Below are 19,639 nucleotides of genomic sequence, written 5' to 3' on the forward strand. Positions count from 1 at the left end.
CTATATTAAGAATGGTTATTTAGGGATTGATTTGGACTACGTATTTGGGGAATAGTTGGGGAATAGATATAAATCCCAATTTGTTTTTTAGGATTAGTGAAAGGGAGAGAGCGTCAAGAAGGCAAGTGAATACAAGCGATTCAGTAATAAGCGGGTAACGCGATTCGAACGCGCGACATTCACCTTGGCAAGGTGACGCTCTACCGCTGAGCTATACCCGCATTGAATTTATCACCTTAATCAGTATTACCTAAATTATGTTCACTGTCAACTATTTTCGTCTAACAATTTTTTTTCTAGGGCAAAGCGGACTAATTCTGCTCTGTTGTTGGTTTGAGTTTTTCTTAATAAACTACTGACGTATTTTTCAATAGTTCGAGGACTTAGAAATAAAGACTCTCCTATCTCTATATTAGAAAGACCTGTTGTAATTAAATTTAATACTTCTTTTTCTCTATTGCTCAAATGAAATCCATTTGTAGTATTTGACCAAACGGATTTTGTCGGATTAGAATCAGCTAAAACTTGCTTCACTTGTGAATATCTGATTTCTGATTCAATAGCGTGCGCTCGTTCCAACAAATTCCGAATCATAGCCCCTAATTCCTCCATTTCAAAAGGTTTGGGTAAATAAATATCACATCCAGTTTGATAGCCAAGAATTCTTTGCTCAGTACTATTGTACTCAGTTAAGAAAATTACAGGTATTAATCTCAATTCTGGACGTTGACGAACTTGTCTGACTAATTCATAGCCATCTTTACCAGGCATTTTGATATCAGAAATTAAAAGATGAGGATGATACTTGTCTAGCAAGTTGAGTGCTTGTTCTCCATCTTCGGCAGTAATTACCCAATATCCAGACAATTCTAGATAATCATTGATCGCTAACCGAATTCCTGCATCATCCTCAGCAATCAGGATTAATAAAGGCATAAGCTAGGGTAAAGCTATATTTCCCTGTTTTGTTATTATACTTGAGTATATTCAGATTTTTTTTATATTTGAAGGGAAAAAGCTTTTGTTTCTCACATTCTAAGATTAGAGAGTTTAATAGTATTTAGCTAGATTTCAGTTTAACAATTTTGAGGCACGAATTGAGTCGAAAGTAGTTTTCTTTGTGAGGAAGTAAACCGAAAAGCCGAGGGGCTGCAACTGTAACTGAGGAGTCCGAAAACAACCCCGTCTGCTTATTATAAGCAGAATACTGTTTACCCGAAGCCTACTTCAACTTAGTCAGAATTGATTGAATTTAAATAAAATCTTGATAAACAATTAAGTCTGGGCTAATATTAGTAGATTTAATTCCTAATTGGGCTTTGACCACTTCTAAGTCGTAAGGAAATGGTCTTTTGACTGGCTGATAATCTTGGGCAAGAGGTTCTCCGTGGCGTAAAACTGCGTTTACCAAAAAGCAATCTTCAGAGCTTAAATTAATTGCTCCGTGTAAGATTCTCGGTGGAATAGTGATTACTTGTGGTTGATTTTCACTCAAAGGAATATATTGATACTGACGATTATATAAAACTACTAAAACAAAACTACCACGTACTACTAAAAGTTGATCTGTTTGATGGCGATGAACAAAAAGGTCGTCTACAGTGTAGGCAGGAACTTTTACAAGCATAGTCTCGTGACTAGATTGAGGAGTGTAAAACTCTGCCATGCCTCCTTGAATTGATTGTAGCGGTTTGATAGAAATGCCCTTGACTAGACTCATAGTGTGGTTTTGTCCAATTAGAGTTTTATAGATAGCTTTAGTATAAATACTTTTTTTTAAATATTTGTTTTAAAAGCGACATTTTATGGTAATGCTTTATTCAATGTAGCAAGATTCCCTAGTAAAAATATAGTATTTCAGTACCAAAATTGATATTGTTGTTTGTATTTTTTTGCTTTAGTTTTTTAGTACAATAGAACTAATAAAAGAAGTTTTTAGAAAATATTTCTTCTGTAAGTCAAAAATCGTTGCTACAATAACAAACCTCTTCTTCTCAAACAATTATGTCTTTTGTCGGTTTACACATTCACAGCGACTACAGCTTACTTGATGGTGCATCTCAAATTCCACAAATGATAGATCGAGCGATAGAATTAGGAATGCCTGCGATCGCTTTAACCGATCATGGAGTGATGTATGGTGCGATCGAATTAATTAAGGTTTGTCGGAATAAGGGCATTAAGCCAATTATTGGCAATGAAATGTATATTATTAATGCCATTAATATTGAAGATAAAAGTCAACGCTACAAGAAATATCATCAGGTTGTTTTAGCGAAGAATACTCAAGGCTATCGAAATTTAACTAAATTAACTACTCTTTCTCATCTGAAGGGATTTCAAGGTAAAGGAATTTTTGCTCGTCCTTGTATTAATAAAGAGTTATTGCAACAGTATCATGAAGGATTAATTGTTACTAGTGCTTGTTTAGGAGGAGAAGTTCCGCAAGCGATTTTAGCTAATGATTTAGAAAGGGCAAGAAAGGTAGCGAAATGGTATAAAGAAGTTTTTGATGATGATTATTATTTAGAGATACAAGATCATGGTTCTCAAGAAGACCGAATTGTTAATACAGAAATAGTTAAAATTGCTCGTGAATTAGAAATAAAAATTGTTGCTACCAATGATTCTCATTTTATTTCTTGTTACGATGTCGAAGCACACGATGCACTTTTATGTATCTTAACTGGCAAAAGAATTACTGATGAAAAAAGATTGCGTTATAGCGGAACAGAATATTTAAAATCTGCCGACGAAATGAAGTTGTTATTCCGCGATCATTTAGCTGATGAAATTATTGAAGAAGCAATTAATAATACTTTAGAAGCTGCCGAAAAAGTTAAACCCTATGATATTTTAGGTGAACCTCGGATTCCTGATTACCCTGTACCTCCAGGTCATACACCTGATAGTTATTTAGAAGAAATTACTTGGCAAGGATTACTTGAAAGACTTAAATGTCGCCATCTTTCTGAAGTTGAACCAACCTACAAAAAAAGATTAGAAGAAGAATTAAAAGTAATGCAGGAAAAAGGATTTTCTACTTACTTTTTAGTGGTTTGGGATTATATTAAACACGCCAGAGAAAAAGGTATTCCTGTAGGGCCAGGAAGGGGAAGTGCAGCAGGTTCTTTAGTTGCTTATTGCCTAAAAATAACGAATATAGATCCCGTTCATCATGGTTTATTATTTGAACGTTTTCTTAATCCCGAACGAAAATCAATGCCTGATATTGATACCGATTTTTGTATTGATCGCAGGGATGAAATGATTCAATATGTTACCAGTAAATATGGGGAAGCGAATGTTGCCCAAATTATTACGTTTAACCGTTTGACATCCAAAGCTGTCTTAAAAGATGTGGGTAGAGTACTTGGAGTAAGCTTTGCTGATGCGGATCGTCTGGCGAAATTAATTCCTGTTGCCAGGGGAAAACCCGCTAAGTTAAAAGTAATGATTTCTGATAATAGTCCCGAACCCAAGTTTAAACAAGCTTATGATAGTGAAACTGTGATCGTTTATAGCGATCGCGGGGAAGAAGTTGGTACAATTACGGTTAAGCATTGGGTGGATATGGCAATTCGCATCGAAGGTACTAATAAAACTTTCGGTGTTCATGCAGCAGGAGTAGTTATTTCTTCTCAACGTTTGGATGAGATTGTACCTTTACAACGCAACAATGATGGTGCAGTAATTACTCAATATTTTATGGAAGATTTAGAATCCCTTGGTTTATTAAAAATGGATTTTTTGGGTTTAAAGAATCTGACTACTATTAAAAATACTGCTAATTTGATTAAGCAAAATCGAGGCGTTGAATTAGATTTAGAGCAATTACCTTTAGAAGAAATTAAAGCTTTAAAAATTCTGGAGAAAGGCACGAGTAAAAAATTACCAGATGATGTTAAAAAGACTCATAAGTTATTAGAAAAAGGAGATTTAGAAGGAATTTTTCAATTGGAATCTGAAGGAATGCGCCAGATTGTTCGAGATTTAAAACCATCAGGTATTGAAGATATTTCTTCTATTTTAGCTCTTTATCGTCCTGGTCCTTTAGATGCAGGATTAATTCCAGTTTTTATCAATCGTAAACATGGGCGAGAACCAATTAAATACGATCATAAGTTATTAGAACCGATTTTAAAAGAAACCTATGCCGTCTTAGTTTATCAAGAGCAAATTATGAAGATGGCACAGGATTTAGCTGGTTATACTCTTGGTGAAGCAGATCTGTTACGCCGTGCGATGGGTAAAAAGAAAGTCTCAGAAATGCAAAAACATAAAGAGAAATTTATCGATGGTTCAACTAAGAATGGAGTAAGCAAAGAAACTGCTGAAGATTTATTCAAACAAATGCTCGATTTTGCCGAATATTGTCTTAGTTATGATACAGAAATTTTAACAGTAGAATATGGAGCAATGCCAATTGGAAAAATTGTCAAAGAACAAATTGAATGTAATGTTTATACAGTGAATCAAAACGGTTTTATTTATCCTCAAGCGATCGCACAATGGCATGAGCGTGGCAAACAAGAAATTTTTGAATATACTCTAGATAATGGTTTAGTAATTCGGGCGACTAAAGACCATAAATTTATGACAATTGACGGTCAAATGTTACCCATTGATGAAATCTTTGAGCGAGGATTAGAACTGCAACGAATTAATGATTATAGCAATCCTATTTGAGTCATGAAAATTGTTAAAGAGGAAAGGCAGAAGTTATTTTCACAAATGATTTAGAACCGTTATATCCTTAAATTTAATCTCAAATTGCTAAATTTCTGCTAAGAATAAATATAGCGTTCCTCCATAAACTGTTGATAAAAAGGATAATCTGGAGTAATCAAAGCGGATTTTTGCTCTAATCTTAAAGGAGGAACTCTTCGCGAATAATCTCGATACACAATTTCTAAAGTACTTAAATTCACTTCCATAGTGCTGTGTAAAGCAGGAAAAGGTGCGGTATCAAAGTCAGGATAAAATAGATAAGTTATTTTAGGTTGATCGCAATAAAGTTTGATCACGTTAGCATCTTCAAAACGACTAAAATTACGACTAGCACAACCTTCATAGAGACGTAATAAAGGTTCTAGTTTTCCTAAAGTACTTGCATGAATTACTAAAGCATTTTTAAGTTTTTTACCGTAGGAAGAATTGTGACATAAATAAGCAATTTTATTAAGATTACCAACACTAAATAAAAGTTGATCTGCAAAAAGACAAGCAACTTTATAACTACCGAACAAAGCTTTAAAATCTTCTCTCAAATCGGGAGCTAGTTTTTGAGGGCTAGGACGATTATTAAATTTAGCTAAAGCAAGATAGATTAATAAATCTTGACGGCGTTGTTCTGTAATAGCATCCCATTCATCTACGTTAGTAGCTTGTAAAACTAATTTAAAAGCACGACGATAAGTTCCAAATTCTGCTTTAATTGCTTCTTCTTGAGCTAATTCTCTTTTGGCTGGTAAACGACCTTTACGAGCAAAAAATTCCATTAAAGGAGTTAATAATTCCTGATAATCTTCAAAATTTCTAACTTTAATTGCTACTCTGGGAGTATTCACCCGAGAATAAAATCGAGAAGCTAAAAAAGCCTCTGCTTGACTTGAATCTTTGAAAACAAAATAAATCCCTAAACTAGCAGGAATTGCATCAACCTTTAAAACTTGATCGATATAAATTTTTAATTCTTCCTGTTGAAAATACTTTTGAAAAGTATTACGATTGGTAATAATACCATCGTTGTAAGCAACTAAACCACGTTGACGATCATCAATTAAAACTTGTGCCGAAACAATTAAAACACGATTAGTTAATTGCCAAGCATTTAATAAAGCTTCTCTTCTTTCAGCTAAATCTTCAACCACATTAATGATATAGCCCAGATTAACAATATCTGCCGAAGTTAAAGAATTTTCGGGATAATAATAAGGATCCCAACCATAACTACTATAACCGCGATCGCGTATCTTTTCGACATCACTACCATAACCGCAACCGTAATCAAAAAAAGTAGTTTCTTCGGTAAATAAACCAGCTTCTAAAGCTAAACGCACTGGACGAGATAAATCTTTACGAGGTAAAGCAGCTTTATGTCTTTCAATTGCAAGAGTTCTTTTTTGTCTAGATAAAGGATTAATTGGACAAACTAAATGATGTCCTGCAAAATCTATCCCTTGTTGTAAAAGAAGTTGCTGCCATTCTTGAAATGTACCGATGTAGCGAGAATTATCTAATAAACCTAAAGCAACCTCTTCTCTGGTTAATTCCTTAAATTCTTGGTATAAAAAATAGTCTTGAGGAACAAAGGTTTCTTTGCGATGCAAAATGGGGGGATTATCAGAATTGTGATAGTTACGTTGAGAAACTTCTTGATTGATGAGATCGACAATAATACTTTTCTGTAAAGCAGGATGAGGATCACTATCAAAATCAGGATAAAATAAATAAGATATTTTGGGTCTATCCGTGCCAAATTTAACTAAAGTAGCACCTTCAATTTGATCTTGAGCTAATTTCTTCGCCTCATATTCGTAATCTTGTAAGATTGGGTCTAAAATTTTTAAAGCACAAGTATGAACATAAAGAGCAGTAGGTAAAAGTTTACCAATCTGACTATTCTGACAGCAATCAACTATAGTGGAAAATTGTTCAAGACTTTTAAGCATGGAGAAATCTCCCGAGCATTCCCATTAAGTTAAGTTTATAGTCAGAACTGAAGCAAAATGACACTTTATCATATTGGTTTTAGCAAACAAGATTTAGGCAACAATCTTCCACAACTAGCATTATTATCTGGTGAACCAGAGCGATCGCGTTATCTTGCCGAAACTTTTCTTCAAAATAGTCGTTTGCTTTCTGATTATCGGGGATTGAATAGTTATCTCGGTTATCTTTCTAATGGCAAACCTGTTTTAGTTGCTACTAGTGGAATGGGTGCGCCTTCTCTCAGTATTGTTGTTAATGAATTAGTGCAGGTTGGTATTAAGCAAATTATTCGCATCGGTACTTGTGGATCGATTCAACCTCATGTCCAAGTAGGAAGTATCGTAATTAGTCAGGGTGCATTATGTCGACAAGGTGCTGCGAATGATATTGCACCGCTAGAATATCCTGCTGTTGCCGATCCTTTTTTAACTGTCGCTTTAGTAGAAACTGCCCAAAAATTAAACATACCTTACCATCTCGGTATTACTGCTTCGGTAGATACCTTTTATGAAGGACAAGAACGTCAAGAATCTTCAGCTAATCCCAATTTACAAGCTTGGTTGCTTGGGATTACCCAACAGTATCGGAATTTAAATATTCTTAATTATGAAATGGAAGCAGGAACTTTATTTAAAATGGGTTCAGTTTATGGTTTTGCTGCTGCTTGTGTTTGTGGAGTAGTGGCGCAACGTACCCAGGCAGAAGATATTATTTTAAAAGATAAAGATTTAGCAGTAAATCGAGCTATTCAAGTTGCAGTGGCGGTTGATTGTTAAATTTGATGAGATTGGAAGGTTAAAAAAAAGTATTGCTTCATAGTGAGTATGGAAAATACTCTATTATCGTATCTATATTTCTGCTTAAAAACATAATGCGATCGCGAGGTACGAGTGAACCTCTCTCGGCGCAGCCGAGGCGCGGAGCGATCGCCTAAAAAATATTAGACATTAAACAAATTATAGCTACGCAAATTACAAAGCTTGAATAAACTCATCTACAGATACATTAGCTTGATTAAGAATACTTTTAAGAGTTCCTACTGCTAAAGTTTTATTGTGAAGTGGTATGACACAGCCAATTTGAGTCTTATCGCCATTGCTCAAATGTTTTTTCATGATTACATGGCTACCTTTTTGGCGAACCTTGGCAAATCCTAGTTTTTCTAGAGCTTTAATTGCTTCTGTAGAGGTTACTCTGGGTAATTTAGGCATTCGTCACTTCAAAAGTAGTAATCAGACGAGGTGAAGTAGTTGATAAAGGGAATTCTTCTAAATAAAGTTCTGTGGCTTCTTTTAAATTAGCTAAAGCTTCTTCCACAGTTTCACCTTGACTTGCTGTTCCTACTTCTGGACATTCAGCTACATAAACATCTTCTTCCCAGTACAAAATAGCGGTTAATGTTTTGCTTTTGCTGGCTACAAATTCAGTGGTCATAAGTTCAATAGAATATTGACTAATTCTTAGTCTAGTTTATTTTTAGTAAGTAAATGCGATCACGACGCAAGGAGCGAACCCCTCGCGTTTCTCTTCGTTTTTAGATTTTAGGGCGGAATTACCAGATTTAGATGACAATTTTATTATTTCCACATACTGCAATCTGGTGGAGTTTTAGGATCGGAAGATTTGTTTTGTTTTAGTTGTTCTATTGATCCCAACAACTAAAGCATCCCGCACCATATCTAAACGAACCGAAATTTGTAATAATTTTATCTATAAAACTACAATTCACTACAAAAAACATTTAGATCATGAGACAATTAGAGCTTCCCAGAGAAAAAATTAAAGCTTTTTGCGATCGCTGGCAAGTTATTGAATTGGCTTTATTTGGTTCGGTGTTACGAGATGATTTTCACGCTGATAGCGATATCGATGTCATGGTTCAATTCGATCCTAATGCTCATCCAACTTTTTTGAGCTTAGAACAAATGGAAGCCGAGTTAAAATCTATCTTTCACAGAAAAGTCGATCTGATCACCCGTCAAGGTATTGAAAACAGTCGTAATTATTTGCGTCGTCAAGAAATTTTATCTTCTGCCCAAGTAATTTATGCAAAGAGATCTTCAATTTCTGCTTGATATGTTGCAATTCGGCAGAACTTATCATGCAGAATTAACCAGAGGACAAATAGGCAAAGAGGGCAAAGGTTTAAATAACGCACAAATCGTCCAAAATTTTCAAGCGATCAAGGGGACGATTAGGGCATATACTAACTACACTCTTAAGGCTTTTAAAAATATATCTAGTGCGAATATTAACAAGGTTACTTGAGAATTTGGGATTAAAGTTGGAGGAAAAGCTGGAATTCCTTATGTTACTGAAGATTCTGCCGAAAGTCATCTCAAGATTACTGTTGATTGTTCTTTTTCCGAACAATCGCGATCGACTTAAGGAAAAATTAATTGTTCGATTTCTGTTTGATTTTCTTAATTAAAACTGCAATTTAGACAAACGACCAAATAAATCGTGTAGCAATAAATAAAAGCAAGGAATAATAAATAAAGTTAATAGTGTTGCCAATGCCAAGCCAGAAAAAACGACAATTCCTAATGGTTGCAGAAATTCTCCTCCCTGTCCTAAACCTAATGCCAGGGGAAACATACCCACAACGGTAGTAATAGTAGTCATTAAAATTGGACGCAGACGTTGAGGTGCTGCTTGTAATATAGCAGTTCGACGGGAAACTCCTTCTCTAGAGCGAATCTGATTAGCGAGTTCTACCATAATAATGGCGTTATTCACAACAATCCCTACTAATAACACTGCACCTACAATTACTGTCGCACCGATCGCAGTTTGAGTAATAAATAATCCCCAAATGCCACCAGCTAAGGCTAGAGGTAAGGTAAACATAATCACCAATGGATCGACAAGGGAGTTATACTGTACTGCCATGACGACAAATACTAGAAAGGCAGCCAAACCACCCAACAGAGGTAGAGCAGATTGAATAGCTTGATTGCTTTGAGCAGCAGCACTGGGAAGACGACTTACTCCTGCTGGTAAATCTACACCTTGCATAATGCGGTCAACTTCGGCTAAAGCTTCTCCCAAAGAAGCATCTTCATTTAAGCTACCAGCAATAATAAATACTTGTCTTTGATTAATTCTTTGAATTTCTCCTGGTGCTTGTCCTGTTTCGATCCGAGCCACATCTCCTAAGCGAATTAATTGATTATTTTCGGTAAAGAGAGGAAGTTGTTCTATTTGGGAAGGACGTTGCAGAGAATCTCGGTCAAACTGCACACGGACATCTACCAAACGATTACCCCGTTGAAGTTGCGTTGGTACAGAACCTTCAATGGCAGTCCTAAGCACATCACCAACGTCCTGGATGTTGAGGTTCAAATCAGCAGCACGTTCTCTGTCTAGACGAATTTGTAGTTCTGGTTGACGACTATCGGCATCGGGTCGAAAGCTGGATAGGATTGCTTGTTGCTCCAAGGCTTGTAGTACTTGCCTTCCAGCTTGTTCTAGTTCGTTAGTATTATTACCTTGCAAAACCACATCAATGTCTGAACGTACTGGAGAATTACTTAAAATTAAACCTCGTACCTGACCAGGATTCATTCGTAAACGAATATCAACCAGATTTAACTTGTCCAATTCTTGAGTTACTCGCGCAATGTATTCTTCTACATCCGTGTTTGGTTTAAGTGTAATTGTACTAGAAGCACGGAGGGGATTGGCATTAGTATTAGAGCCAAATAAAAAGCCACCTGTGGTAGTAAAAACGTATTCGGTTTCGGGTTGAGCCAGCAAAATTTCATCTACTGCTTTCATAACTTTTTGATTGGTTGCTAGGGGTGTACCAGGCGGAAACTGAGCAATTAATTGAGCTTGTCCTGTATTAATTCGAGGCAAAATCTCTTGAGGAATCTGCCTCACAACCATGATGCTACTACCACCAAGCAACAAAAATACTAGTCCAATCACCAGCAAACGGTTTCTTAAGAAACGATCAAGTATGGAAGTGTATCCTCTTGTGGCTGCTTCAAATCTGCGGTTAAACATTTGTAAAAACCAAAATTGACCAATGCCACTGGTCGAACGAATTGCCAACAAGCGCGAGGCAAGCATTGGGACAACTGTCGCAGCAACTAAAATAGAGGAGGCAACGGCAAAACTGATAGTCAGAATCAACTCATTAAACAGGAGAGCGATAAAACCACCAATCAGCAAGAATGGTAGAACAGCAACTAAATTGGTCGCGGTAGAAGCTACCAAGGCAGATTCTACTGATTGACCGCTAATGGTGGCTTGTTGAAGTAATTGACTCAAGCTAAGACGAGTGCGAGCATCCTTACCTGGAGTCATACCCGCATCTTCTGCGATCGCTTCAAGCATAACAATGGAGTTATCTACAACAATTCCTACACCCAATGCCAGTCCTCCCAAACTAAAGACATTAATTGATAAGCCAAATAATCTCATCAAAATAATGGCTGCTAGAGTAGCTAAGGGAATAGCAATTACAATGATTAAAGTTTGACGAAGAGAACCAAGAAAAAGTAAAACAGCGATCGCAGCTAATCCTGTTCCGATTAAACCTGCACTAGTTACATTAGAAATAGCATTACGAATAAAAATAGATTCATCTGTAGTCGCGATTAATTCCATATCTTCTGGAATTACTCCAGCTTGACGTAACTCTTCAAGTCGTTGTTTTACACCTTCTACTACTTCAATCGTATTGGCATCAGGTTGTTTTTGAATACTAACTTTAACCGCAGGCTGTTGATTGAGCGAGACAAACACTCGTTGTTCTTCTGTGCCATCAATAACCTGGGCAAAATTACGCAGATCGATCCTTCTAGAACCATTGGACTCGCCGATTGTAAAAGAAAGTTCCTCAATCTCTTCAGCAGTTTGAAACCTGCCAACCGCCCTAGTCAAGGGTTCTGATAACTCACCAAAAATTCTTCCTCCTGAAACATCTTGATTTGAATCTTCCAGTTTGGTTAACACATCATTTAGACCAACTCCAAGAGCTTGTAAACGGTTCAAATCTAAGACAATTCGTACTTCTTCTGTCACACCGCCTGATACATCTACCGAAGCAACACCTTCGATCACACCTAATTCCCGAGCAAGTTCTTCATCAGCAAACACCCTTAAATCTGAAGATTCTAAAGTCGGGGAAGCAATGGCTAATTCATAAACAGGTAATTGGGAAGGATCGACCTTAAATAAACGTGGTTCTTCAATCGTCTCTGGTAAATTAGCTCTCGCTCGGTTAAAGGCTGCCGTAGCATCATTAAGAGCGCGGTCAATATTGCCACCTGGTTGAAAATATAAATCTAAACTAACCTGTCCTTCACGAGTCTGTGAATATACTTGTATTACTCCTTCTGTAGCAGATAGAGCTTCTTCTAGCGGTCTAGTCACCTCATCGACAGCAACTTCTGGCGAAATTCCAGGCGCATTTACGCGCACGCCAATACGAGGATAGGTAATTGAAGGTAGTAAATCTACTTGCAGGTTAAAGATAAAAAATATGCCAATGACGATGACTGCTAGAGTTAGCATCAAGGTGCCAATATGTCGGCGTATTGCAATGCCACTAATACTAAAGCTAGATGAATTTGATGAAGACATAAATAAATTTTGTAAGTTATAAATGAATAGTTTTCTATGCTTATAATTTATGTTTTGTACTGCCGAACAAATTTATGAGATGCTAATTAATAATGGTATTACTGGAAGTTTCGGCAATATTAAATTTAATTTTTTAAATGTTTCAGTAAATATCCAAGAAAAAAGTGCAATTGGCGATCTTTTTCAAGAATGGTTTGCTCAATGGTTAAAAATCAATAATATTTCCTATAGAACATCTGCTAATACTCAAGAATTTCCTGACTTTTTTTTAGACCCTTTTTCAAATAATCAAAATTTATTAGAAGTAAAAACTTTTGATTACGCTCGTTCTGCAAATTTTGATGTTGCTAATTTTGAAGCTTATTGCCGTTCTCTTAGAACTAAAGCATATCGTTTGGATGCTGATTATCTAATTTTTGCATATCTTTTAGTAGATGGTCAGTTTAAAATAGAAAGACTTTAGTTGAAAAAGATTTGGCAAATTACTGGTAATTCAGATAAATATTCTGTTAAATGCCAAATTAAACAAGAAGCTATTTATAATATTCGACCTATTTCTTGGTATTCTCAAAAAGGTAAATTTAAAGCATTTAATAATAGATTAGAGTTTGTAGAAGCTTTATATCAAACTTTAAGGCAATATCCTAAAACAAATATGGCAAGTGCTGATTGGTTAAATGCCGTATGCCAAAATTATTTATCTCATACAGGACAAAGATTGTAGTTTTGATTTGGTGTTGAAATTAACTTTTGTATAACAATTCTTTTGGCTATTTCTTCTATTACTGGTACAACAACAGTATTACCTAATAGATCGAAAGCTTTGGCTACAGGCAATTTAATTTGATAATTTTCTGGAAATCCAAATAATCTCAAGCCTTCTCTAATTGTAAGTTTTCTAATTCCTAAGCCGTCAATAACGGCTAACTTACTCATATCGGTAGCTACTAGAGTTGGTGCTATTCCATTAGGATCGAGTATTTTACTAATATCAAAACTTAATTTACCCACAATAATATTGTATCCTTTAGGTAAATCTTCACGATATTGTCTTTTTTTTATAACTTTTCCATTACTATTAATTGTTTCAATCAAATCTTTAGGATGTTCAAATTTTAAATATCCTTTTTTTACTAAATCATTTAACATTAGCTTTAAGTCGTTAGTTTCAAAGAGATTATTGGGATTATAAAAAGTCAATATTTCTTCTAAGGTTAAAGGCATCCCGTCCATCCATTCAATACCTTTTTTTTCTGCCCATATTTTTTTTCTTCTTTCTTTTAGTAATTGATTTAATAAATCTTTCTGAGCTTGGCTTACCTCACCTTTTAACTCAATATCCCAACTATGGATATTATCATTACCTCCCCGTTTATCTTTAATAGCTTTTCCATAAAGTTTTTCAATTGAGTAGTGAGATAATAGCCGTTGAATTAAATCCGTTGTTAAGACAGGCTTTCCTATTTCAAAAATGTTTTTTAGCAAAACTTGTTTTTGATTAGAGAACTCTAAAGATATAGGATGTTTTTTATTTCCTGCTATATATATTCGTTTTCGGTCTTGAGGAATACCGAAATTTTTAGCATTTAAAACTTTCCAAGTTACATGATAATCTAGTTGCTCTAATTTATTTAAAATTGTCCCTAAAGTTCTACCACGATCATGTTTAACCAAACCTTCTACATTTTCTAACAAAAAACCAAAAGGTTGTTTAGCTTGTAGTATTTTTTCAATTTCAAAAAATAAAGTTCCTCTGGTATCTAAAAAACCTTGTCTTGTTCCTGCGCTGCTAAATGGTTGACAAGGAAATCCCGCTAAAAGAATATCAAAATCGGGAATTTCTACGTTAGAAATTTTAGTTAGATCGCCATAAATTTTATTTACTGAAAAATTTTCTTGATATGTTGTAATCGCGTGTTCTTTGATTTCTGAAGTAAATACACATTTGGTAGAAATATCCATTTTCTGACAAGCATTTTCTAAACCTTGTCTCATTCCTCCAATACCAGCAAATAAGTCAATAAAACGAATGCAATCAGTCATTTGTATCAAAATTCTTCAAGAACATTACAATAATGCTAAAAGTAGCATTAATTAAGATAGCAAGCTATCATTCTAAATATATTTGGAATTAAGTTTCCGAGATAAAACTAAGACGGACTTTTTCCCCATCTTGTAATTCCCCACTACTGCGAACTACAAATTGTTCTCCAGGTTCTAAACCAGATAAAATTTCCAGACGATTATCAGCGCGATCGCCAATTTTGACTGTTCGAGCTTCCACTGTTGCTTGTTCTCCCTTGCCATTAACTACAAAAATGGTGGCTGTTTGTTGATCTGTATTCGATTTATCGTTTCCAGAAGAAATTTGAATGGCTGTTTCAGGAATAACCACCTGTTGAGTTGTTTGTGTTTCAAAATTTACCCTTGCCAAAAGTCCGCTCCCAATTCTTTTATCTTGATTAGGAATGGTTACTTCAATCGGAATTAGACGTGCTGTAGGATCTGCCACGGGAGAAATTTGGCTCACTTTTCCTGTAAACGTTTGATTAGGAAAAGCATCTAGCCTTATCTGTGCGGGTTGTCCGAGTCGAATACCATCCAATTCTAATTCGGAAATTTGTACCCGAACTTTTACCTGACTGAGATCGCCCAAGCGCAGAATTTCACTGCCTGGTTGTGCTAAATCTCCTGGTTCTAAAACGCGCTCTAAAACAGAACCATTTACGGAAGCTGTTAGGGTGGTATAGGATTGTCGCTGTCGAGCTTGAGTAACTAAGGCTTGTTGAGCAGTAACTCGACGTTGAGCAGCATTGACTGCTGCAATTTGATTTTGTACCTGTTGTTGAGCAGAACGCAGTGTTTGAGTTGCCGTACCAACCGCAGTTTGAGCCAGTTCAAAATTCTGTTCAGAAATAGCTCCTTCTTGATACAATTGTTGCGATCGCGCTGCATCTGATTGAGCTTGTTGTAGTTCCAATCGCGCTCGCTCTACTGCTGCGGTGGCATTATTAACTTCGGCTTCTAAACTTGCTACTTCTGCCTGACGTGCTGCGACTTCTGCTTCTGCTTCGGTCACCGCTGCGGTTAATAAATTATCATCAATCTGTGCCACAACTTGTCCTTGTTGAACTGCATTCCCCACATCAACCGCTACATCAAGTAATTGTCCTTCTACTTGCGATCGCAAAGCAATCTCTCGATAAGGAAGGGTTGTCCCAGTGTATTCAGTTGTGGTTTCTAGCTTTGCTTTCTGAGCGATCGCAACATCGACTGCTACGGGTTGTTGCGATCGTTCTACTTCAGGAGGTGTAGTTTGAGCTTCTCCTTGTCCAATCGCACTGCAACCTACAGGAAACAACAGCACTCCCATCATCCCTAGTCGAAAGAGTAAATTAATCAAAGGAGAACGATTGATTGTGGCAGAAACAGGCAACATGATTTTTAGGAATAATACGAACGAATACTATTAAATACCCAGTTAAACTGGCGATTGTTTTAAACTGAAAATAATTATGTAAATATGTGTAAACTTAATTTAATTTTAAGTAAAGCAAATCAAAATTACCGTTTACCTCTATCTAAATTACAAAACTGTAATTTAAAGACGGAATTGGTCACCATAAGATGGAGGCATGAATGAAGTTATGCACGTCCTGTTCGTAGAAGACGAGTTAAAAATTGCCAACTTTGTCCAAGCAGGTTTAAAAGAACAAGGATTTGTAGTTGACTATTGCGACGATGGCGATCTTGGTTATCTCAAAGCCATTAACAACGAGTATGATGCGATCGTGCTAGATATTATGCTCCCTGGTAAAGATGGACTATTTATTCTCAAACATTTACGGCGAGAAGGAAGAAATATTCCTGTGATTTTGTTAACGGCTCGTAATGAATTAGATGACCGACTAGAAGGGTTAAATTTGGGGGCTGATGATTATATTGCCAAACCTTTTTTTGTTGAAGAATTAGTAGCTCGTCTTCATGCAGTAGTACGTCGTAGCGTTGGGGAAAGACAAAATCTACTTTCCGTTGGCTTACTAACTTTAGATCGCATTACCAGAGAGGTTACTTGCGAGGAACAGATGGTTGAACTAACCACCCGCGAGTTTAATTTATTAGAATACTTAATGCGATCGCCTGGAAGGGTTTTTACTCGCACCCAAATTTTAGAACACGTCTGGGGTTATGATTTTAATCCCAATACTAATGTAGTGGATGTTTGCATTCAAAGAATTAGGAAAAAGATCGATCGCTTTAATGATTCTAGTTGGATTGAAAGTGTGCGAGGAGTTGGTTATCGTTTTCGTAACCCAGAATCTTAATGAAAGTAACTGATAACTGTGAAAATCCGTTCCTTCCGATTAAGAATTGCGTTGTTAGCTGCTGCTTTAGCGGGTAGTAGTTTAATTGGCTTTGGATTAATTGCTTGGAGACTGATTTACATCGCTAAGGTTAGTCGTTTAGAAGCAAAACTAGAATATTTAGTCAAACGTACCGTTCGTCCTAGACCCCAGGATTTTTGGCAATCTTTTGAAAATTCTTTACCTGGAGAACTAGAAGCTCATCTTGATACACCAATTGTAGTCTTGGTGATTGGTGCAGATGGCAAAATCATTTATCAATCTCAGAAATTTGCGACTCCTTTTAATTTACGTAGACTTTTACCACCAATTCTTCCTTTTGCTTCCGCATTCCCCTCCAATCAAAAACCAATTTCGATAGATTTCCTTAAGCAGAAAACTCTATCTAGTTCAGATATTGGTATAGTTCCTGACCCTCGAATGCTTTACAAACGTACGACTACAGGTAATTGGCAGATTGGAGTAGTAAGTTCGATCTATGCGAGAGGCGCGATCGCAGTTAGTTTAGACGCAATTAATGAAGATATGAAGGTAATTCGTCATATTTTCTTGGTTGTCATTTCAGGAACACTGTTGCTGGTGGCTGGTGGTGCTTGGTTATTATCTAATAGTGCGCTTTCCTCAATTAATAAATTAACCTTTGCTATTCAACAAATAAAGGTGACTGGGCTTGAATATCGAGTTCCGATAGGGACAGTTGATGTGGAATTTGTCGAACTAATTGAGGTATTTAACCAAATGTTAGAACGGTTAGAACGCAGTTTTCAACAAGCCTCACGTTTCAGTGGTGATGCAGCCCATGAATTAAAAACACCTCTGGCAATTCTACAAGGTGAATTAGAAAGAATGATGCAGCAAGTTGAATTAGGGTCAGATTTACAACAAAATTTGAGTCATTTACTCGATGAAGTTAATCGTCTCAATGGCATCATCAAAAAACTCTTATTGCTATCTCTAGCTGATGCTGGACAAATGAGATTGCATAAAGTTGAGGTAAATCTAGCAGAAATACTAGCTATAATGGTCGAAGATTTAGAATTACTAGCACCTCATTTAGATGTTCAAGCAGACTTTCCTGAAGAATTATGGGTATCGGGCGATCGCGATTTACTGTCTCAAGTATTACAAAACCTAATCGCAAATGCCATTAAATACAATCTTCCCAATGGTTGGATAAATCTTCAAGGTTATCAACACCAAAAAACAATCCAGATAACTATTACCAACTCTTCTCAAGATATTCCCCCTCCAGAACGCGATCGCATTTTTGATCGTTTTTATCGTGGTGATCCTGCCCGAACCCGCCGAATCGAAGGAATAGGTTTAGGACTTAGTTTATCGCAGGAAATCGCCAAGGCACATCAAGGAGAACTAACCCTCGATCAAACGACCGTTAATCAAACTGCCTTTACTCTAAAATTACCAAGTTATTAGTAGAGACGTAACATGTTACGTCTGTACACCAGTTATTTTTTTAATACAGTAGCCTCAATCAAAATTGCATACTCTCACCTCAACAAACATAGTTAGTAATCGAAGAGATTAATACAATGTTTTTTTCGAGGTAAGTAAAATGAAAAGAATCAATCAAACCATCACTGCAACCGTAGCTCTTGCTTTAACTGTAGGTGTTTCTACTCTAGCCACTCCTCAACCAGCAAATGCACAAGTTTTAGAATTAGCAACTGGTGCGCTTAATGCCATCTTTAACCGTCCACCAAAACCAATTCCCAACCAAAGCTATGCTTTTGGTACCAACAATCTCAACGGTAATAATTTTAGTTTGTGTATTTTGCCCTGTACTCCAGGCATGGGTAGTTCACCAGTACGTCTTCCCATTCCAGGGATGACAAGTTTCTCTGCACCTCCTGTTGCTTCTGGAGTATCACCAAGTTTACCTCCAACAGGCGTTGTTCCTCCACAAGGTTCAGTTTCCCAATCTCAAACTATGGTAACCAATCAAGTTGGAACTATTCCTCCTGGGGCTGTACCTGGAACTATTCCCCCAGGAGTAATGCCTGGAACTATTCCCCCTGGTGCTATTCCTCCCCAAATAGTTCAACCTACTCCTCCTCGTCCAACCGTAGTTATTCCTCCTATCAAGCTGCCAATTAATCTTCCTATATAAAACAAGACTTTGTAGAGCTACTAATACTAATTTGCGTATCTTAATGTCATTCTGAGTGGAAAGAAGCGAAGTGAAGAATCTCGTGAGATACTTTGCTTCGCTCAGTATGACAAAATTAGACTTTTTACTGCAACTTATTATAAATGGAAAGGGGGGAATGCTCACCCTACAAATGCTTTTATAGAATTGATAGCAATGATGATTTAAATTTTCTCTTACTTACCTCAATACGCTATTTGATTTTTTGCAAGTAGCGTATTTTTTTTTCTAAGCACCACAGTTAAGCGAATTATTAGGAATACGCTGAGTATTGTCGGTAGGATAGCGAGTCAAGATTACTGTGCCATCAGGTTTTTTTACTATTCCTCGTGCGGGATAAATTGCACCAAGAGATGTCATAATTGGTGGATATTGCTCTTGTAAAGCTTTCTCCTCTGCTTCTGTTCTCTCTTGCGCTTGAGCATTGGGTACTACAGATTGACCATTGATAACTAAGTTTTCAGCAGGAATTGGTTCAACAGGTGTAGGAGGAATACCACCTTTTCCTTTAACTACAAAAGAGTTAGTTCTACCTGCAAGGATATCTTGTGCTGTTTGAGTAGCATCGCATACTCCAGCCACTACTTGGTCTGATTCGACTATATTTTATTGATTTCGACTAATAACGCGCACATTAGTTGACTAAATCTAGTTGTCTCCACATATTCTCAAATTGAGAATAAAAAATCAAGCTATTTAATTAAATTAAAAGAGGGGGAACAACGCTCTACATTTAATATTGTTCTAAGTTTAAGCTTGGCTATCAATTTGCTTGAGAATCGCAGTAGCACGATATTTA

15 protein-coding genes, 1 tRNA gene and 2 pseudogenes are annotated in these 19,639 nt (G+C 36.4%); 8 read left to right on the plus strand and 10 right to left on the minus strand.

Annotated features, from left to right (window positions below):
• Positions 1–149 precede the first annotated feature (149 nt).
• The 3 genes from STA7437_RS11915 to STA7437_RS11925 all read right to left on the minus strand — a co-directional run bounded on the left by STA7437_RS11915 (position 150) and on the right by STA7437_RS11925 (position 1,720).
• A tRNA-Gly gene (locus STA7437_RS11915) sits at positions 150–221 on the minus strand.
• Between the two features lie 46 nt (positions 222–267).
• A complete protein-coding gene (locus STA7437_RS11920) occupies positions 268–936 on the minus strand; it encodes a response regulator transcription factor (RefSeq protein WP_015193637.1) in 669 nt (222 codons plus the stop codon).
• A gap of 316 nt (positions 937–1,252) precedes the next feature.
• Positions 1,253–1,720, minus strand: a complete 468-nt coding sequence (locus STA7437_RS11925) for a hypothetical protein (RefSeq protein ID WP_015193638.1) — start codon at positions 1,718–1,720, stop codon at positions 1,253–1,255.
• Positions 1,721–2,004: 284 nt separating this feature from the next.
• On the opposite strand from STA7437_RS11925, the gene STA7437_RS11930 reads away from it, so the two are divergent.
• Positions 2,005–4,689, plus strand: a complete 2,685-nt coding sequence (locus tag STA7437_RS11930) for a trans-splicing intein-formed DNA polymerase III subunit alpha N-terminal partner DnaE-N (RefSeq protein ID WP_015193639.1) — start codon at positions 2,005–2,007, stop codon at positions 4,687–4,689.
• A gap of 98 nt (positions 4,690–4,787) precedes the next feature.
• Here the strand turns inward: STA7437_RS11930 and STA7437_RS11935 are convergent, their stop codons facing one another.
• Positions 4,788–6,674, minus strand: a complete 1,887-nt coding sequence (locus tag STA7437_RS11935) for a DNA phosphorothioation-associated putative methyltransferase (protein WP_015193640.1) — start codon at positions 6,672–6,674, stop codon at positions 4,788–4,790.
• 57 nt (positions 6,675–6,731) lie between these two features.
• On the opposite strand from STA7437_RS11935, the gene STA7437_RS11940 reads away from it, so the two are divergent.
• Complete coding sequence (locus STA7437_RS11940) at positions 6,732–7,490, plus strand: nucleoside phosphorylase (protein WP_015193641.1); 759 nt, start codon at positions 6,732–6,734, stop codon at positions 7,488–7,490.
• A gap of 195 nt (positions 7,491–7,685) precedes the next feature.
• Here the strand turns inward: STA7437_RS11940 and STA7437_RS11945 are convergent, their stop codons facing one another.
• Entirely contained in the window at positions 7,686–7,925 is a 240-nt protein-coding gene (locus STA7437_RS11945) for a type II toxin-antitoxin system HicA family toxin (protein WP_015193642.1), read from the minus strand.
• Positions 7,918–8,148 carry a type II toxin-antitoxin system HicB family antitoxin gene (locus tag STA7437_RS11950; protein ID WP_015193643.1) on the minus strand — a complete coding sequence of 77 codons (231 nt, stop codon included), beginning with the start codon at positions 8,146–8,148 and terminating at the stop codon, positions 7,918–7,920. Before STA7437_RS11950 ends, STA7437_RS11945 begins: the two co-directional genes overlap by 8 nt.
• Before the next feature lie 314 nt (positions 8,149–8,462).
• Between STA7437_RS11950 and STA7437_RS11955 the strand changes: the two genes are divergently transcribed.
• Together STA7437_RS11955 and STA7437_RS27420 are read left to right on the plus strand one after the other, a co-directional pair.
• Entirely contained in the window at positions 8,463–8,789 is a 327-nt protein-coding gene (locus tag STA7437_RS11955; protein ID WP_015193644.1) for a nucleotidyltransferase family protein, read from the plus strand.
• A 1-nt stretch (position 8,790) separates the two neighbouring features.
• Positions 8,791–9,102, plus strand: a pseudogene (locus STA7437_RS27420) (CU044_2847 family protein).
• A gap of 39 nt (positions 9,103–9,141) precedes the next feature.
• Here STA7437_RS27420 and STA7437_RS11965 read toward each other — a convergent pair.
• Positions 9,142–12,309, minus strand: a complete 3,168-nt coding sequence (locus STA7437_RS11965) for an efflux RND transporter permease subunit (RefSeq protein WP_015193645.1) — start codon at positions 12,307–12,309, stop codon at positions 9,142–9,144.
• A gap of 79 nt (positions 12,310–12,388) precedes the next feature.
• On the opposite strand from STA7437_RS11965, the pseudogene STA7437_RS27095 reads away from it, so the two are divergent.
• A pseudogene (locus tag STA7437_RS27095) lies at positions 12,389–13,033 on the plus strand (NgoBV family restriction endonuclease).
• On the opposite strand, the gene dcm reads toward STA7437_RS27095, so the two are convergent.
• Both dcm and STA7437_RS11985 read right to left on the minus strand, forming a co-directional pair.
• Positions 13,012–14,352, minus strand: a complete 1,341-nt coding sequence (gene dcm / locus STA7437_RS11980; protein WP_015193646.1) for a DNA (cytosine-5-)-methyltransferase — start codon at positions 14,350–14,352, stop codon at positions 13,012–13,014. The pseudogene STA7437_RS27095 and the gene dcm sit on opposite strands and share 22 nt — an antisense overlap.
• Positions 14,353–14,440: 88 nt before the next feature.
• On the minus strand, positions 14,441–15,748 hold the full coding sequence (locus STA7437_RS11985; RefSeq protein WP_015193647.1) for an efflux RND transporter periplasmic adaptor subunit: 1,308 nt from the start codon (positions 15,746–15,748) through the stop codon (positions 14,441–14,443).
• Positions 15,749–15,956: 208 nt separating this feature from the next.
• Between STA7437_RS11985 and STA7437_RS11990 the strand changes: the two genes are divergently transcribed.
• From STA7437_RS11990 to STA7437_RS12000, 3 genes are all read left to right on the plus strand, one after another.
• A complete protein-coding gene (locus STA7437_RS11990; RefSeq protein ID WP_041619977.1) occupies positions 15,957–16,634 on the plus strand; it encodes a response regulator transcription factor in 678 nt (225 codons plus the stop codon).
• 18 nt (positions 16,635–16,652) lie between these two features.
• Entirely contained in the window at positions 16,653–18,107 is a 1,455-nt protein-coding gene (locus STA7437_RS11995; RefSeq protein WP_015193649.1) for a sensor histidine kinase, read from the plus strand.
• A gap of 139 nt (positions 18,108–18,246) precedes the next feature.
• Entirely contained in the window at positions 18,247–18,801 is a 555-nt protein-coding gene (locus tag STA7437_RS12000; RefSeq protein WP_015193650.1) for a hypothetical protein, read from the plus strand.
• A gap of 267 nt (positions 18,802–19,068) precedes the next feature.
• Here STA7437_RS12000 and STA7437_RS12005 read toward each other — a convergent pair whose 3' ends face one another.
• A complete protein-coding gene (locus STA7437_RS12005) occupies positions 19,069–19,422 on the minus strand; it encodes a hypothetical protein (RefSeq protein WP_041619365.1) in 354 nt (117 codons plus the stop codon).
• Between the last annotated feature and the right edge of the window lie 217 nt (positions 19,423–19,639).

The organism is Stanieria cyanosphaera PCC 7437 (assembly GCF_000317575.1).
GTDB classification, from domain to species: Bacteria; Cyanobacteriota; Cyanobacteriia; order Cyanobacteriales; family Xenococcaceae; genus Stanieria; species Stanieria cyanosphaera.

Coding starts and splice junctions, on each gene's coding strand:
- STA7437_RS11940 (WP_015193641.1), top strand. CDS start 6,732: ATGACACTTTATCATATTGGTTTTAGCAAACAAGATTTAGGCAACAAT.
- STA7437_RS11920 (WP_015193637.1), bottom strand. CDS start 936: ATGCCTTTATTAATCCTGATTGCTGAGGATGATGCAGGAATTCGGTTA.
- STA7437_RS11985 (WP_015193647.1), bottom strand. CDS start 15,748: ATGTTGCCTGTTTCTGCCACAATCAATCGTTCTCCTTTGATTAATTTA.
- STA7437_RS11965 (WP_015193645.1), bottom strand. CDS start 12,309: ATGTCTTCATCAAATTCATCTAGCTTTAGTATTAGTGGCATTGCAATA.
- STA7437_RS11925 (WP_015193638.1), bottom strand. CDS start 1,720: ATGAGTCTAGTCAAGGGCATTTCTATCAAACCGCTACAATCAATTCAA.
- STA7437_RS11945 (WP_015193642.1), bottom strand. CDS start 7,925: ATGCCTAAATTACCCAGAGTAACCTCTACAGAAGCAATTAAAGCTCTA.
- STA7437_RS11950 (WP_015193643.1), bottom strand. CDS start 8,148: ATGACCACTGAATTTGTAGCCAGCAAAAGCAAAACATTAACCGCTATT.
- STA7437_RS11955 (WP_015193644.1), top strand. CDS start 8,463: ATGAGACAATTAGAGCTTCCCAGAGAAAAAATTAAAGCTTTTTGCGAT.
- dcm (WP_015193646.1), bottom strand. CDS start 14,352: ATGACTGATTGCATTCGTTTTATTGACTTATTTGCTGGTATTGGAGGA.
- STA7437_RS11990 (WP_041619977.1), top strand. CDS start 15,957: ATGCACGTCCTGTTCGTAGAAGACGAGTTAAAAATTGCCAACTTTGTC.
- STA7437_RS12000 (WP_015193650.1), top strand. CDS start 18,247: ATGAAAAGAATCAATCAAACCATCACTGCAACCGTAGCTCTTGCTTTA.
- STA7437_RS11930 (WP_015193639.1), top strand. CDS start 2,005: ATGTCTTTTGTCGGTTTACACATTCACAGCGACTACAGCTTACTTGAT.
- STA7437_RS11935 (WP_015193640.1), bottom strand. CDS start 6,674: ATGCTTAAAAGTCTTGAACAATTTTCCACTATAGTTGATTGCTGTCAG.